General features: G+C 67.7%; 11 protein-coding genes. 7 read left to right on the top strand and 4 right to left on the bottom strand.

The features are described 5' to 3' along the window. Positions 1-42: 42 nt before the first annotated feature. Positions 43-861, bottom strand: a complete 819-nt coding sequence (gene dapD / locus METUNV1_RS06440) for a 2,3,4,5-tetrahydropyridine-2,6-dicarboxylate N-succinyltransferase (RefSeq protein WP_008060016.1) — start codon at positions 859-861, stop codon at positions 43-45. Positions 862-909: 48 nt separating this feature from the next. Further along, positions 910-2,124: a succinyldiaminopimelate transaminase gene (dapC, locus tag METUNV1_RS06435; protein WP_008060014.1), complete on the bottom strand. Its 1,215-nt coding sequence runs from the start codon at positions 2,122-2,124 to the stop codon at positions 910-912. Between the two features lie 75 nt (positions 2,125-2,199). On the opposite strand from dapC, the gene METUNV1_RS06430 reads away from it, so the two are divergent. Beyond that, entirely contained in the window at positions 2,200-3,123 is a 924-nt protein-coding gene (locus METUNV1_RS06430) for a DMT family transporter (RefSeq protein ID WP_008060010.1), read from the top strand. Between the two features lie 113 nt (positions 3,124-3,236). Here METUNV1_RS06430 and METUNV1_RS06425 read toward each other — a convergent pair whose 3' ends face one another. Next, positions 3,237-4,148, bottom strand: coding sequence for a bifunctional GNAT family N-acetyltransferase/nucleoside diphosphate kinase regulator (locus tag METUNV1_RS06425; RefSeq protein WP_008060008.1), 912 nt, complete (start codon positions 4,146-4,148; stop codon positions 3,237-3,239). A 287-nt stretch (positions 4,149-4,435) separates the two neighbouring features. On the opposite strand from METUNV1_RS06425, the gene smc reads away from it, so the two are divergent. From smc to METUNV1_RS06395, 6 genes are read left to right on the top strand one after another with little or no spacing between them, the layout of a single operon-like run. Then, complete coding sequence (smc, locus tag METUNV1_RS06420; RefSeq protein ID WP_008060005.1) at positions 4,436-7,942, top strand: chromosome segregation protein SMC; 3,507 nt, start codon at positions 4,436-4,438, stop codon at positions 7,940-7,942. Between the two features lie 20 nt (positions 7,943-7,962). After that, positions 7,963-9,117: a cell division protein ZipA gene (locus METUNV1_RS06415; RefSeq protein WP_008060003.1), complete on the top strand. Its 1,155-nt coding sequence runs from the start codon at positions 7,963-7,965 to the stop codon at positions 9,115-9,117. Then, on the top strand, positions 9,117-11,186 hold the full coding sequence (ligA, locus tag METUNV1_RS06410) for an NAD-dependent DNA ligase LigA (RefSeq protein WP_008060001.1): 2,070 nt from the start codon (positions 9,117-9,119) through the stop codon (positions 11,184-11,186). The genes METUNV1_RS06415 and ligA overlap by 1 nt, the downstream gene beginning before the upstream one ends. A 4-nt stretch (positions 11,187-11,190) precedes the next feature. Further along, positions 11,191-12,078, top strand: coding sequence for a UTP--glucose-1-phosphate uridylyltransferase GalU (gene galU / locus METUNV1_RS06405; RefSeq protein WP_008059999.1), 888 nt, complete (start codon positions 11,191-11,193; stop codon positions 12,076-12,078). Further along, on the top strand, positions 12,075-12,620 hold the full coding sequence (locus tag METUNV1_RS06400) for a hypoxanthine-guanine phosphoribosyltransferase (protein WP_008059998.1): 546 nt from the start codon (positions 12,075-12,077) through the stop codon (positions 12,618-12,620). Before galU ends, METUNV1_RS06400 begins: the two co-directional genes overlap by 4 nt. Positions 12,621-12,622: 2 nt before the next feature. Next, complete coding sequence (locus tag METUNV1_RS06395; protein WP_008059995.1) at positions 12,623-13,147, top strand: 3'-5' exonuclease; 525 nt, start codon at positions 12,623-12,625, stop codon at positions 13,145-13,147. Here METUNV1_RS06395 and METUNV1_RS06390 read toward each other — a convergent pair. Then, positions 13,137-14,762 carry a methyl-accepting chemotaxis protein gene (locus METUNV1_RS06390; RefSeq protein ID WP_008059994.1) on the bottom strand — a complete coding sequence of 542 codons (1,626 nt, stop codon included), beginning with the start codon at positions 14,760-14,762 and terminating at the stop codon, positions 13,137-13,139. The genes METUNV1_RS06395 and METUNV1_RS06390 overlap by 11 nt on opposite strands. Between the last annotated feature and the right edge of the window lie 174 nt (positions 14,763-14,936).

Genomic DNA, 14,936 nt, shown 5'->3' with positions numbered 1-14,936 from the left:
GCCTCCGCCGGCGACATCTTCAGTGGGTCGGACTGTGCGGAATCAGGCGCGCAGCAGTTCGTTGATGCTGGTCTTGGCGCGGGTCTGCGCGTCGACGCGCTTGACGATGACGGCGCAGTACAGGCTGTACTTGCCATCGGCCGACGGCAGGTTGCCGGACACCACGACCGAACCTTCCGGCACGCGGCCGTACATCACCTCACCGGTGGCGCGGTCGTAGATCTTGGTGCTCTGGCCGATGTACACGCCCATCGAGATCACGCAGTTGTCCTCGACGATGACGCCTTCGACCACTTCCGAACGGGCGCCGATGAAGCAGTTGTCGCCGATGATGGTCGGGTTGGCCTGCACCGGCTCCAGCACGCCGCCGATGCCGACGCCGCCCGACAGGTGCACGTTCTTGCCGATCTGGGCGCAGGAACCGACAGTGGCCCAGGTGTCGACCATGGTGCCTTCACCGACGTAGGCGCCGATGTTCACGTAGGACGGCATCAGCACCGCGTTCTTGGCGATGTAGGCGCCGCGGCGCACGGTGGCCGGCGGCACCACGCGGAAACCGCCGGCGCGGAAGGCCGCTTCGTCGTAGCCGGCGAACTTCATCGGCACCTTGTCGAAGTAGCGGGTTTCTGCGCCGTCCATCACCACGTTGTCTTCCATGCGGAAGGACAGCAGCACCGCCTTCTTGATCCACTGGTGGGTGACCCACTGGCCGTCGATGCGCTCGGCCACGCGCAGCGCGCCGCTGTCGAGCTGGGCGAGTACGTATTCAATGGCTTCGCGCACCTCGGCCGGGAAGTTGTCCGGCGAGTACTGGGTGCGGTTTTCGAAGGCGGTTTCGATGATCTGCTGTGCGGCCTGCATGGAGGGTGTCCCGTAGTGTTCGATGTGAGAGGGTCGTGGTGCCGCGGCTCAGAGTGCGCGACAGAACTGCACGATGCGTTCGGCGGCCTCGATGCACTCGCTGGCGGGTGCCACCAGCGCAATGCGGACGAAACCGGCCCCCGGATTGATGCCGTGGGCCGTGCGGGCGAGGTAGCTGCCCGGCAAGACTGCAACATTATATTCGGCGAGCACGCGCCGGGCGAACTCGGCATCGTCGATCGGCGTGCGTGCCCACAGGTAGAAACTGGCGTCCGGCAGCGGCGATTCCATGACCGAGGCGATCAGCGGCTGCACCGCCGCGAACTTGGCGCGGTACTGGTCGCGGTTGTCGCGCACGTGCGCTTCGTCCGACCACGCGGCGATGCTGGCGCGCTGCACCGCCAGCCCCATCGCGCCGCCGTGGTAGGTGCGGTAGAGCAGGAAGCGCTTGAGCAGGCGCGCGTCGCCGGCGACGAAGCCGGAGCGCAGGCCGGGCACGTTCGAGCGCTTGGACAGGCTGGAAAACACCACCAGCCGCTCGAATGCGCTGCGGCCGAGCGCCTGCGCGGCCTGCAGGCCACCGAGCGGCGGGGCCGCCTCGTCGAAATAGATTTCCGAATAGCACTCGTCGGAGGCGATGACGAAGTTGTGGCGGTCGGCCAGTTCGAAGAGCGCGCGCCACTCGTCCAGCGTCATCACCTTGCCGCAGGGATTGGCCGGCGAGCACACATAGACCAGCTGCACGCCCTTCCAGTCCGCCTCCGGAATGCGATCGAAATTGCAGGCGAAGCGATCGTCCGGCAGCTGGTTGTAGAAGGCGATCTGTGCGCCAGCCAGCAGGGCCGCGCCTTCATAGATCTGATAGAAGGGATTGGGCGCCAGCACCTTCGCGTCCGGCCGGCTGCCGTCGATCACGCACTGCGCGAACGAGAACAGCGCCTCGCGCGAACCGTTCACCGGCAGCACCTGGGTCGCCGCGCTCACCGCCGGCAGGCCGTAGCGGCGCTGCAGCCAGGCCGCGATACACTCGCGCAGCGCATCGATGCCGGCGGTGGTCGGATACACCGCGAGGCCGTCCAGCGCGCCGGTCAGCGCGTCCTTGATCAGCTGAGGCGTGGCATGCTGCGGCTCGCCGATCGACAGGCGCACCAGCGGCAGATCGGCCGGTCCGGTCACGCCGGCGGTCAATTCCTTCAGTCTTTCAAAGGGATAGGGTTGGAGCAGCGACAGATGGGGCGTGACGGGCAGGGTGTCGTTCAGCATGAAAGTCAGCAGTTTCGGTTCTTGAAGCCGGTGGCGCCGACGGCGGCGCCCGTAAACCCGTAAGTATACGTCCCGATGCTCACTTCCCGCCGGCCGTCGTCACGGCTGCTGCCCTCGATCGCACTGCTGGCCGGCGCGGTCGTGTGGGGCCTGATCTGGTACCCCTATCGCGTGATCGACGCCGCCGGCGTCGGCGGCGTCACCGCGACCCTGATCACCTACGGTCTGGCCTTCCTGTTCGGACTGGGGCCGCTGTGGCCGGTACTGCGCCGCACCCGGCCCAGCTTCTGGTTCGTCGCGCTGGCGCTGGCCGCGGCCGGCACCAATATCGGCTACGTGCTCGGCACGCTGGACGGCGTGGTGATGCGGGTGCTGCTGCTGTTCTACCTGTCGCCGCTGTGGACCGTGCTGCTGTCGCGCCTGCTGCTGGGCGAACGGCTGAGCCGGGCCGGTGCCGGCGTGATCGCGCTGTCTCTGGCCGGCGCCTTCGTCATGCTGTGGCGGCCGGAACTCGGCCTGCCCTGGCCATCCGGCACCGCGGAGTGGGTGGGTCTGGGTGCCGGCGTGTGTTTTGCGCTCACCAATGTGCTCATCCGCCGCACCGCCCACATCGAGATAGAACAGAAGGTGATGGCGGTCTTCCTCGGCGTGATCTGCATGGCGCCGCTGATCGCCTGGCTGCGCGGCGAATCGCCGCTGGAACAGGCGGTGTCCGCCGGCGCCGGAACCTGGCTGCTGCTCGCCGTGGTGGCCGGCGTGCTGCTGGTGGTCAATCTGGTGGTGCAGTACGGCATCACCTTCCTCAGCGCCAACGCTGCGATCGCGCTTTTCCTGTTCGAACTGGTGGTCGCCGCGATCTCGTCGTGGTGGCTGGCGGGCGAGGTGATGGGCGTGAAGGAATGGGCCGGCGGCGCGATGATCATCGCAGCCAGCCTGTTTTCCGGGCATCTGGAAGCGCCAGCGGACGAAACGCCGGCCGGGCGCCCGTCCGGCGGCTGAGCGTCCGCGTCCTGCAGGCAACACGGTAGCCAGGGCGCACGGTCACGCATTTTCCGACCGGTGCATTGCCGCGGCCCGACATGCACCGCGGCCGGTCCGCCGGCGCAGCGGGCCTAAAGGTGAAAGTCGCCCGCCGCTTCCGGCTGGTACAGCACGCGCTCGATCCGGATGCGCCGGGTGCGGTGCGGCGTCCGCCAGTCGATGGCGTCGCCTTCGCGGTAACCCAGGATGGCGGTGCCGATGCTTGAGCACACCGACAGTTTGTCCTCGCTGCCGTCCGCGTCCTCCGGATAGACCAGGGCCACTTCCATTTCCTCGTCGTCCAGATTCAGCACGGCACGGGAGTTCATCGTGACCACGTCGCGTTTCACCTGTTGCGGCTCGACCACGATGGCGCGTTCGATCTCGTGTTCCAGATCGACCACGTCGGCACCGTCTTCCAGCGCGATCAGGGTGCGCAGCCGGCTCTGGTCGATTTCGGTGATGTAGATGCCGGACGGATCATTCACCGTATCTTCGCGCAGGCGCTGCAGATAGCGCTCCGAACTCATGGCGAATGACTTCAGCGTCGGTGTTTCGCTGTCGAGCAGGAAGCCGCTGCGCAGGAAGGTGTTCAGCGAGCGTGCGTTGTCGGCGTGAATCCGCGCGATCAGTCGTTCGGCCCGCATGTCGAAAAAGGCGAACTTCATGCCTTCGCGCAGCGCACTGGCGCCCAGCCTGCGGCCCCAGTTGTCGCGGTCGCCGATGACCAGCACGATTTCGCAGTCCGCGCCGCTCTTGACCAGACGCACGAAGCCCACCGGCCGGTCGTCCCGGTCATGGGCCATGAAGAAGCGGCCGCCCTGGTTGAACAGATGGGTCAGCACCGGCAGCTGGACCCGGCTGACGACCTGTTCGATGTGGCGGGAAACATGGCGCGAATCGCTCAGATAGCGGATGACGTTTTCGTCCTCCAGCCAGTCCATCAGATTCAGCGCGTTGGCCCGGGTGATTTCCGGGCACAGGGAAATGAAAGGCTTGCTCATATTCACCCCGATTGATGACAAGGATGAAAGCCTTCCATGGTCAGTGCCATGACGGTTCTTTCGACTGAGGCGCCATTCTAGGACGACACGCGGACGCCGCGGCATTCGATGCACTGCAGCATCCGCGCTCGCTGCGACGGAGCAGAGCCGGATGCTCGACCACCGGACGGCGCCGCCGGTTTCCCTCGCAAAGGCCGCTGAGCCGCGCCGGTGCTATCATCCGCACCCTATCGGGCGTCATTCGCCCGCCTTTTTTCAGCTCACGTCCTTCCTCCCGCCGCAGACCCGTGCGACTGTCCAAGCTCAAACTCGCCGGTTTCAAGACCTTCGTCGATCCGACCACCATTCAGATGCCCGGCCAGCTGGTCGGCGTGGTGGGGCCGAACGGCTGCGGCAAATCGAACATCATCGACGCGGTGCGCTGGGTGCTCGGCGAGTCGCGCGCCTCCGCCTTGCGCGGCGACGCGATGACCGACGTCATCTTCAACGGCTCGGGCACCCGCAAGCCGGTGGGCCGGGCCAGCGTCGAACTGGTGTTTGACAACGCCCAGGGCAGGGCGGCCGGGCAGTGGTCGCAGTACGCCGAAATCGCGGTCAAGCGCGTGCTCGAGCGCGACGGCCAGTCGGATTACTACATCAACAACACCCGCGTGCGCCGGCGCGACGTGATCGACGTGTTCCTCGGTACCGGCCTGGGCCCACGTGCCTACGCCATCATCGAGCAGGGCATGATCACCCGCATCATCGAGGCGCGGCCGGAAGAGCTGCGCGCCTTTCTCGAAGAGGCGGCCGGCATCACCAAGTACCGCGAGCGGCGCAAGGAAACCCAGGGGCGGCTGGACGATGCGCGCGACAATCTGGTGCGGCTGGACGACATCGTCGGCGAACTGGGCAGCCGCATCGACCGGCTGCAGAAGCAGGCCGAAGTCGCCGCCCGCTACACCGAACTGAACCGGCGGCTGAGCGAACGCCAGGCGCTGCTGTGGGCGCTGAAGCAGCGCGCGGCCGCGGCCGAAGCCGAAACCCTGGCGCAGGATGCCGGCCGGCTGGAAAACGACATCGAGCGCGATACCGCGGCGCTGCGCCATCACGAGGCAGCGCTGGAGCGCATCCGCACCGAACATTTCGCCAGTTCCGAAGCGGTGCACGCCGCCCAGGCCGAACTGCTGACCGCGAACGCCGAAGCCAGCCGGCTGGAAGACGACCTGAAGCGGGCGGCCGAGAACCGGCACAAGCTGCAGGCGCGCATCGCCCAGCTGGAAGGTGAAGTGGCCAACTGGCGCGCCCGCATAGAAGGCATCGAAACCGATATCGGCCGCTGGACCGAACTGGCCGACCACGCCGCGCACCGGATCGAGCAGGCCGAAGCGCGGCACGAAACCACCTCCGCGCTGCTGCCGGAGGCCGAAGCCGCTTTCCAGGAGGCCGAACAGCAGGCCAGTGTCGCGCGGCGCGAACTGGCGGCGGTCGAACAGCAGTTGAAGGTCGAGGAAACCCACCGCGCCAACGCCGGCCGCACGCTGAATTCGCTGGCCGGGCGGCGTGAGCGCATCGCGCATGACGAGGCGCAGCTGGTGGAGCCGGACCGCGAGGCGCTGGCGCTGGCCCAGGACAAGCTCGAATCGCTGCAGATGGCGCAGGAGGCCGCACAGCAGCGGCTGCACGCCGCACAGAACGCGGTACCGCAGCTGCAGGCGCAGGTGCGCAACGCCCAGGACGCCGAGCGCGCCGCCACCCGCACGCTGACCGAAACCCGCGCCCGCCGCGACGCGCTGGTCGAACTGCAGCGCAAGACCCAGAGCGACGGCAAGCTCGCGCCCTGGCTGGCCGCGCTCGGCCTGCAGGACGCGAAGCCGCTGTGGCAGTCGCTGCAGGTCGATGCCGGCTGGGAAATGGCGGTCGAGGCGGTGCTGCGCGAACGACTGGGCGCGCTCGAAGTGCCGGACGCAGACACGCTGGCCCGCGCCCGCGCGGCTGGCGCCGCGCCGCAGAACCTCACGCTGGCGCTGCCCGGGCAGGACGCCTCGGCTGCGGTGCCGGCGGACAGCCTGCGCCACCGGGTGCGTGCGCAGGACGCCCGCTGGAACGCGCTGCTCGATCTGTGGCTCGGCCCGGTCGCCGCGGTCGAGTCGCTGGATGGCACCGCCACCGGCCCGCGCGTGGACCGCGAAGGCCGGCTGGCGCACGGCGCCTCGCTCACGCTGTACGCGCCGGACGCGCGCACCCACGGCGTGCTGGAGCGGGCGCGCGACATCGAAGGGCTGGGCGCCGAAATCGACGAGGCGGACGTCCGTCTGGCCGAATCGCGCGAAATGCTGCGCGAAGCCGAAGCGGCGCTCGCCGGTGCGCATGAGGAACAGGCGGCGGCGCGGCGCGAACAGCAGTCGCTGACCCAAGCGGCGCACAGCGCGCAGGTGGAACAGATCAAGCTCGCGCAGGCGGTGTCGCGCTTCGACGAACAGAAGGCGGCGCTGGCGCGCGACCGGGCCGAGGTCGAACTGGCGGAACAGACCGAACAGGCGCATCTGGAGCGTGCCGACGCGGAGATCGAACGCGCGCGCGAACTGATCGAAGTGCAGCGCATGCGGCTGGATTCGGCGCTGGACGCGCAGAAGAACGCCGACATCCAGCTGCGCGAAGCGCGTTTTGCCGATCAGGCGGCGGTGCGCGAACTGCAGGAAGCGAATTTCTCGCAGCGCGAATGCAGCAGCCGGCTGACCGACCTCGGCAACAATCTGGGCATGGCGAAAACCCAGCTCGAGAACGCCGAGCTGGAGCGCGCGCTGCGCAGCGACGAATTCGCGCAGATCGACGAAGGCAGCATAGACGCCCGGCTGCAGCAGGTGCTGGACAACCGGCGGGCGCGCGAACAGGTGCTGGCCACCTGCCGCGACGCGCAGGAAGTGCTGGCCGCCCAGCTGCGCGACCTTGAATCGCAGCGCGCGAACACCGAACACACGCTGGCGCCGGCGCGCGAACGGCTGGCCGACCTGAAGCTCAGGCAGCAGGCGGCACTGCTGAATGCCGAACAGTACGCCCAGCGGCTGGCCGAGATCGAACTGCCGGAAGGCCGGCTCGATGCGCTGGTCGCCGAAGGCGAGGCGGAGAAGGTGAAGGAGGGCGCGCTCAATGGCGAGATCGGCCGCCTCGGCCGCGAAATCGCCGCGCTCGGTGCGGTGAACCTCGCCGCGCTGGAGGAACTGGCCCAGGCCAGCGAGCGCAAGGGCTATCTGGACGCGCAGTCCACCGACCTGCGCGACGCCATCGCGACGCTGGAAGACGCCATCCGCCGCATGGACCGCGAAACCCGCGCCCTGCTGAAGGAGACGTATGATCGGGTCAATGCCGAATTCGGGCGCATTTTCCCGGAACTGTTCGGCGGCGGTGAAGCCCGGCTGGTCATGACCGGCGAAGAAATCCTCGATGCCGGCCTGCAGGTGTTCGCGCAGCCGCCGGGCAAGCGGAATGCATCGATCCAGCTGCTGTCCGGCGGTGAGAAGGCACTGACCGCGACCGCGCTGGTGTTCGCCTTCTTCCAGCTCAATCCGGCGCCGTTCTGCATGCTGGACGAGGTGGATGCGCCGCTGGACGATACGAATACCGAACGCTTCTGCGAAATGGTGAAGCGCATGTCCGCTTCGACGCAGTTCGTGTTCATCAGTCACAACAAGATCACGATGGAAATGGCGCAACAGCTGGTCGGCGTCACCATGCAGGAGCGCGGCTGTTCGCGCGTGGTCGAGGTCGATATGGAAGCGGCGCTGAAGCTGCGCGACGAAGCGCTGAGCGTCTGAACGAACAAGGAACCGGATTCATGCAACTGACTGAACTGCAGATGGGCCTGATCGCGCTGGGCGTGCTCGGCGTCGGTGCCGTGATCGGCTACAACATGTGGCAGGAACGCCGTCACCGCCGTACCGCCGAGCGCGCGCTCGGTGACGCCCAGCCGGATGTGCTGATCGATCCGCTGGCCGCCCCGGTGCGCCGGGTGGAGCCGACGCTGGACATCGACCTCGGCAGCAGTCTTGGCGCCGCTCAGGACGACGCCGTGCTGACCGAGCCGAAGCTGCAGGCCGCGGCCGACGATACCGTGGTCATGCCGCCGCCGGCCCGCGAAACGGCCCTGACCCCGGTCGCCGCCGATGACGCCGGCGGCTGGCTGGACGCGCGGATCGAGGAACAGGTGGTGATCGAGTTCGACAGCCCGGTGGCGGCGACCGAATTCAGCCGCACCTGGGAAGAGCTGACCCGCGCGGTCGACGCCGCGCTGCGTCTGCGTGGCCACGACGCGCAGGCCGGCCGCTGGCTCGCGCTGACGCCGGACACTGCCGGCATGCTGACCCGCGTCGACATGGCGGTGCAGCTGGCCGACCGTCGCGGCCCGCTCAGCGACGCGTCGCTGTCAGCACTGGCGCATGCGCTGCAGGCGGTGGCCGACCGCTTCCTGGCGGTGGTGCATTTCCCGGACGCGCGTCAGCTGCTGGGCCGGGCACGCGAACTGGACGAGTTCGCCGCCTCGGTCGACGTGCAGATCGGCCTCAATCTGGTGGCTGGCGACCATCCGATCTCCGGCACCAAGCTGCGCGGCCTGGCCGAGGCCCAGGGCTTCGTGCTGGAAGGCGGGCAGTTCCATGCGCGCGACGACGCGGGCGTCACTCACTACACGCTGGTGAACCAGGATGCCGCGCAGTTCGCGCCGGAAACGATGAAATCGCTGCAGACGCCGGGCGTCACGCTGCTGCTCGACGTGCCCACGGTGCCGGACGGCGCACGCGCTTTCGACCGCATGGTCATGGTGGCCGAACAGCTGGCGCACGCGCTGGGTGCGCGGGTGGTTGATGACAACCGCCAGCCGCTGTCGCCGGCCTCGCTCGGCCTCATCCGCGGCAAGATCGCGGAGTTCCAGGCCCGCATGACGCAGTTCGGCGTGGCCGCCGGCAGCCCGTCGTCGCGGCGTCTGTTCAGCTGATGGACGCAGCCGTCCGGGCGCGTGCAGAGGAACTGCGCGCGCAGATTGCCCATCACGACCGCCTCTACTACGAACTCGACGCGCCGGAAATTCCGGACGCGGAATACGACAGGCTGTTCCGCGAACTGCAGGCGCTGGAAGCCGGACACCCCGAACTGGCCACGCCGGATTCGCCGACCCGTCGCGTCGGCGGCAAGCCGCTCGACAGCTTCGCGCCGGTGCGTCACGTGGTGGCCATGCTGTCCATCCGCACCGAAACCGATACCGAAGCCAGCGGCGCGCTGAATTTCGATGCACGGGCGCGGCGCGAACTCGGCCTGGCTGAAGATGCGCCGCCGGTCGAATATGCGGCCGAACTGAAATTCGACGGCCTCGCCATCAATCTGCGCTATGAGCAGGGCGTGCTGGTGCAGGCCGCCACCCGCGGCGACGGCGAGACCGGCGAGGACGTGACCCAGAACGTGCGCACCATCCGCGACGTGCCGCTGCGCCTCACCGCGCCGCCGGTCAGCGGCCAGCCCTCACTGTTCGACACGCCCGGTCTGCCCGAGGTGCTGGAGGTGCGCGGCGAGGTGTACATGCGACGCGATGATTTCGACGCCTACAACGCCCGTGCGATCGCGGCCGGCGAAAAGACGCTGGTAAACCCGCGCAATGGCGCGGCCGGCAGCATCCGCCAGCTGGATCCGGCCATTGCCGCGAAGCGGCCGCTGTCCTTCTACGCCTATGGTCTGGGCGAGGTGCGCGGCTGGGACCTGCCCGCCACCCATGCGGGCGTGCTCGACGCGCTGGCCGCCTTCGGCCTGCCGGTCAGCGAACATCGCGCGGTGTGCGCCGGTGGCGAGGCGCTGGCCGCCTTCCACGCCCGCATCGCCGAGGCCAGGCCGACGCTGCCGTTCGACATCGACGGCGTGGTCTACAAGGTGAACAGCCTCGCGCTGCAGGCAAAGATGGGTTTCGTGACCCGAGAGCCGCGCTGGGCGGTCGCGCACAAGTATCCGGCCCAGGAAGCGCTCACCACGGTTCAGGACATCGAGGTGCAGGTGGGACGCACCGGCAAGCTCACGCCGGTGGCCCGGCTGGCGCCGGTGTTCGTCGGCGGCGTCACGGTGACCAACGCCACGCTGCACAACGAGTCGGAAATCCGGCGCAAGGATGTGCATGTGGGCGATACCGTCGTCATCCGGCGGGCAGGCGACGTCATCCCCGAAGTCGTGTCGGTGCTTTCGGACAGACGGCCGGTGGACGCCCGTGCATTCTCCATGCCCAGCCACTGTCCGGTCTGCGGTTCGGACGTGGTGAGGGAAGAAGGCGAGGTCGACCATCGCTGCACCGGCGGGCTGTACTGCTCGGCGCAGCGCAAGCAGGCGGTGCTGCATTTCGCGCAGCGGCGTGCGATGGACGTGGAAGGCCTGGGCGACCGGCTGGTGGAGCAGCTGGTGGACGGCGGGCTGATCCGCACGCTCCCCGACCTGTACCGGCTGGGCGTGCTCAAGCTGGCGGAGCTGGATCGCATGGCCGAGAAATCGGCCGAGAACCTGGTGGCGTCGCTGGAAAAATCCAAGCGCACCACGCTGGGGCGCTTCCTGTTCGCGCTGGGCATACGGCACGTCGGCGAGGCGACCGCCAAGGATCTGGCACGACACCTCGGCAGCATGGATCGCATCATGGACGCCTCTGTCGAGGAACTGTCCCAGGTACCGGACGTCGGGCCGGTGGTGGCCGCCAGCATCCACACCTTCTTCGCCCAGCCGCACAACCGCGAAGTGGTCGAACAGCTGCGTGCCTGCGGCATCGTCTGGGAAGAGGGCGAAGCGCAGGTGGCGAGCGGGCCGCTGGTCGGCAGGACCGTGGTGCTCACCGGTACCTTGCCGACGCTGTCGCGCGATCAGGCCAAGGACTTGCTTGAGGCCGCGGGTGCGAAAGTGGCCGGCAGCGTGTCGAAAAAGACCGATTTCGTGGTGGCGGGCACGGACGCCGGTTCCAAGCTCACAAAAGCGCAAGAACTGGGCATTAATATCCTCGATGAATCCGGGCTGCTGTCGCTGCTCGGTAACAGGGAGCAATAGAACGATGAAATCCGTACGCAAGGCCGTGTTTCCGGTCGCCGGCCTGGGCAGCCGTTTCCTGCCCGCCACCAAGGCCAACCCGAAGGAAATGCTGCCGGTGGTCGACAAGCCGCTGATCCAGTACGCGGTCGAAGAGGCGGTGGCTGCCGGCTGCACCGATCTCATCTTCATCACCGGTCGCACCAAGCGTTCGATCGCCGACCATTTCGACAAGGCCTACGAACTCGAGCACGAGCTCGAAATGAAGCAGAAGCATGATCTGCTGGCGCTGTGCAACACGGTGCCCAAGCACGTGAACTGCATCTACATCCGTCAGGCCGAGCCGCTCGGGCTGGGGCACGCGGTGCTGTGCGCCGAGCCGGTGGTTGGCGACGAGCCGTTCGCGGTGCTGCTGGCCGATGACCTGATCGACGGCGAGCCGCCCATCCTGAAGCAGATGACCGACATTTTCGACCGCTTCGGCCGCTCCATCCTGGGTGTGCAGCAAGTGCCGCGCAGCCAGACCGGCAGTTACGGCATCGTCAGCACCGACGCCGACGTCGGCGGTCTGTACGGCGTGACTGGCATCGTCGAGAAGCCCAAGCCCGACGTGGCGCCCTCCACGCTGGCGGTAGTCGGTCGCTATGTGCTGACGCCGCGCATCTTCCATCACCTGAAGTCGATCACGCCGGGCGCCGGCGGCGAACTGCAGCTGACCGATGCGATTGCCGCGCTGCTGAACGAGGAGGCGGTGCTCGCCTATCCGTTCAAGGGCACCCGCTACGACTGCGGTTCCAAGCTGGGCTATCTGCAGGCCACGGTGGCGCTGGCGCGCAAGCACCCGGAAGTGGGTGCCGCCTTCACCGCCTGGATGGACGCGCAGGAAGTGTCGCGCGAAGCCGACGCCGCGTGAGCAGGCTGGCCGACGCGCAGGCGCTGCTCGACGGCGCCGACCTGATCTGTTCCGCGGCCGAGGTCGACGCCGCGGTGGACCGGGTAGCACGCGAGATCACGGTCGCGCTCGGCGACAGCTATCCGCTGCTGCTGTCGGTCATGGGCGGGGCGGTGGTATTCACCGGCAACCTGCTGCCGAAGCTGGCCTTCCCGATCGATTTCGATTATCTGCACGTCACCCGCTACGGCGACGATACCGCCGGCGGCACGCTGCGCTGGATCAGCGAACCGCGCACACCGGTCGTGGGGCGCACGGTGCTGGTGATCGACGACATCCTGGACGAGGGCATCACGCTGGCCGCCATCCGCGAACACCTCTTGGCCAAGGGTGCGGCACGCTGCCTGACCGCGGTGTTCTCCGACAAGCGCATCGGCCGGCCGAAGCCGATACGGGCCGATTTCACCGGCCTCGAACTGCCGGACCGCTACGTGTTCGGCTACGGCATGGACGTGCGCGGTGCCTGGCGCAACCTGCCGGCCATCTACGCGCTGAAGGACTGAGCATGTGCGCCGCCGTGCCCGAGGCGCTGCCGGTGTTTCTGGACATCGAGGCCTCCGGCTTCGGCGCCGGCAGCTACCCGATCGAGGTGGGCTGCGCGCTGTCCGACGGACGCACCGTGTGCTGCCTGGTCCGCCCGGCGGGATCCTGGCAGCACTGGGATGCGCAGGCCGAGTCGGTGCATCACATTTCCCGCGAAGTGCTGGAACGTCACGGTCTGCCGGTGCAGGAGGTGGTGGGCCGGCTGGACGAGGCGCTGCGCGGCAGTGAGGTCTACAGCGATGCCTGGGGCAATGACTACGCCTGGCTGTCCCGCCTGTATGACGAGGTGGACCGGGTACCGCGCTTCAGGCTGCGCAGCCTGCGCGAACTGCTGAACGAGGACGAGGCCGCGCGCTGGCACGCGGTGAAGGAAGCCGTGGCCGGAGAACTGCGCAGCACCCGTCATCGCGCCAGCAGCGACGCCCGCGTGCTGCAGACCGCCTACGCCCGTCTCAGGGCGCAGGCCGGCACGCCGCTTACACCCTGAATCGGGCGGACGACGCCTGCAGACCGGCAGCGAGCCGCTGCAGCGAGGACGCCTCGTCGGCGATGGCGATCACCTCACCGCTGTTGCGGGTGGCGGTCGACGAAATGCTGACGATGTTTCCGCTCACCAGCGCGCTGGCGGCTGACTGTTCCTGCAGCGCCTCCGAAATGTCGCGTATGGCCTCGCGCACATCGATGGCACCGCGGCGGATCTGTTCCATCGAATCCATCGCCACGCGTGCGGTATCCACGCCTTCGCCGACCCGGCGGCTGCCCTCCTGCATGCTGTCGATGGCGCGCTGGGTCTCTTCCTGGATGCGCGAAATCTTGGTCGATATTTCAGTGGTCGATTGACCGGTGCGCTCGGCCAGCTTGCGCACCTCGTCCGCCACCACCGCGAAGCCGCGTCCCTGTTCGCCGGCGCGGGCCGCTTCGATCGCGGCGTTGAGCGCCAGCAGATTGGTCTGGTCGGAAATTTCCCGGATCACGTTCACGATGCTGGAAATTTCCTGCGACTGCTGGCCCAGCGTTTCGATGAAGCGGGCCGAGGTCTGTACCGAATCGGCGATGCGCTGCATTTCCTCCACCGCGCGTGACACCACGTCCGCGCCCTGCATGGCCAGCTGTTCCGCCGAGCTCGCGGTGTTGTCGGTGCTGCGTGCGCGGTCCGACACGCGGGCAATGCTGCCGCTCATCTGTTCCACCGCGGCCGAGGTTGCCATGGCCGACTGGCTCTGGTCCTGCGAGGCCGAGGCGACCGAGGACGAGGCGGCCGACAGCTGACGGGCCGCGGCCTCGACCGCCTGCGAGGACTGCCCGATGTCGCGTACCAGCCCCTGGAAGCCGCTCATCATCGTGTTGAAGGACTGCGCCATGTTGCGGATTTCCAGCGGACCTTCCACCGGGGCTCGGCGGGTCAGGTCGTGGTTCATCGCCACCTGATCCATGGTGTGTTCCACCGCCTGCAGCGGCTTCAGGATGCTGCGGCCGGTCAGGTGGGCAAGCAGGAAGGCGAGGGCGGCCAGGGCGGCCACCAGCAGACCGGAGCGCAGCGCGAGCGCCATGAAGTCATGGTGCAGGTCGTCGATGTAGATGCCCGAGCCGACGATCCAGCCCCAGGGCTCGAAGCCTTTGACGTAGGACAGCTTGGGCTGCGGCGTTTCCGCGCCCGGACGCGGCCACTGGTAGTGGACGAAGCCGGCCTTCTGCGTGCGCACGACGTCGACGAATTCGCGGAACAGGAACTTGCCGTCCGGGTCCTTGAAATCGGCCACCGACTTGCCGTCCAGTTCGGGCTTGAGCGGATGCATGAGCATGACCGCGTTCATGTCATTGACCCAGAAGTACTCGCGGCCGTCGTAGCGCAGCGACTTCACCGCGGCCAGCGCCGCCTGCTGCGCCTGTTCGCGGGTGAGTGCGCCGGCTGCTTCCTGCTGCTGGTAGTGCGCGATCAGCGCGTGGGTGGATTCGACCAGATGGCGGGTCTTGATTTCGCGGTCGGTCGCGACGTTGCCGTATTCCGACATCAGTCCGAAAACCAGCACCACGACCATGCCGATGGTGCCGATCAGGCTGAGCACCACAAGTTTGCTGCGCACACTGTTGAAGCGGGCCATATCCCGATTGCTCCGTTCTGTTTATTGATTCGAGTTTTCAGATGCAATGCGACTGCGCGAGTCAGGGGCGTGTGCTGGGGCCCGGACACAAGCGCGAAATACGGCCGTGGTGATCCACTCCTTTAGGGCGGGTCGCGGTGTGACATGAAATATTTCCGCCACCGACCGCGCAAA

This window comes from Methyloversatilis universalis FAM5, from assembly GCF_000214035.2.
Lineage (GTDB): Bacteria > Pseudomonadota > Gammaproteobacteria > Burkholderiales > Rhodocyclaceae > Methyloversatilis > Methyloversatilis universalis.
Note: the sequence above shows the minus strand (reverse complement) of the source record. Positions and strands in the feature narration are given on the sequence as shown.

Coding starts and splice junctions, on each gene's coding strand:
- dapD (WP_008060016.1), bottom strand. CDS start 861: ATGCAGGCCGCACAGCAGATCATCGAAACCGCCTTCGAAAACCGCACC.
- dapC (WP_008060014.1), bottom strand. CDS start 2,124: ATGCTGAACGACACCCTGCCCGTCACGCCCCATCTGTCGCTGCTCCAA.
- METUNV1_RS06430 (WP_008060010.1), top strand. CDS start 2,200: ATGCTCACTTCCCGCCGGCCGTCGTCACGGCTGCTGCCCTCGATCGCA.
- METUNV1_RS06425 (WP_008060008.1), bottom strand. CDS start 4,148: ATGAGCAAGCCTTTCATTTCCCTGTGCCCGGAAATCACCCGGGCCAAC.
- METUNV1_RS06415 (WP_008060003.1), top strand. CDS start 7,963: ATGCAACTGACTGAACTGCAGATGGGCCTGATCGCGCTGGGCGTGCTC.
- ligA (WP_008060001.1), top strand. CDS start 9,117: ATGGACGCAGCCGTCCGGGCGCGTGCAGAGGAACTGCGCGCGCAGATT.
- galU (WP_008059999.1), top strand. CDS start 11,191: ATGAAATCCGTACGCAAGGCCGTGTTTCCGGTCGCCGGCCTGGGCAGC.
- METUNV1_RS06395 (WP_008059995.1), top strand. CDS start 12,623: ATGTGCGCCGCCGTGCCCGAGGCGCTGCCGGTGTTTCTGGACATCGAG.
- METUNV1_RS06390 (WP_008059994.1), bottom strand. CDS start 14,762: ATGGCCCGCTTCAACAGTGTGCGCAGCAAACTTGTGGTGCTCAGCCTG.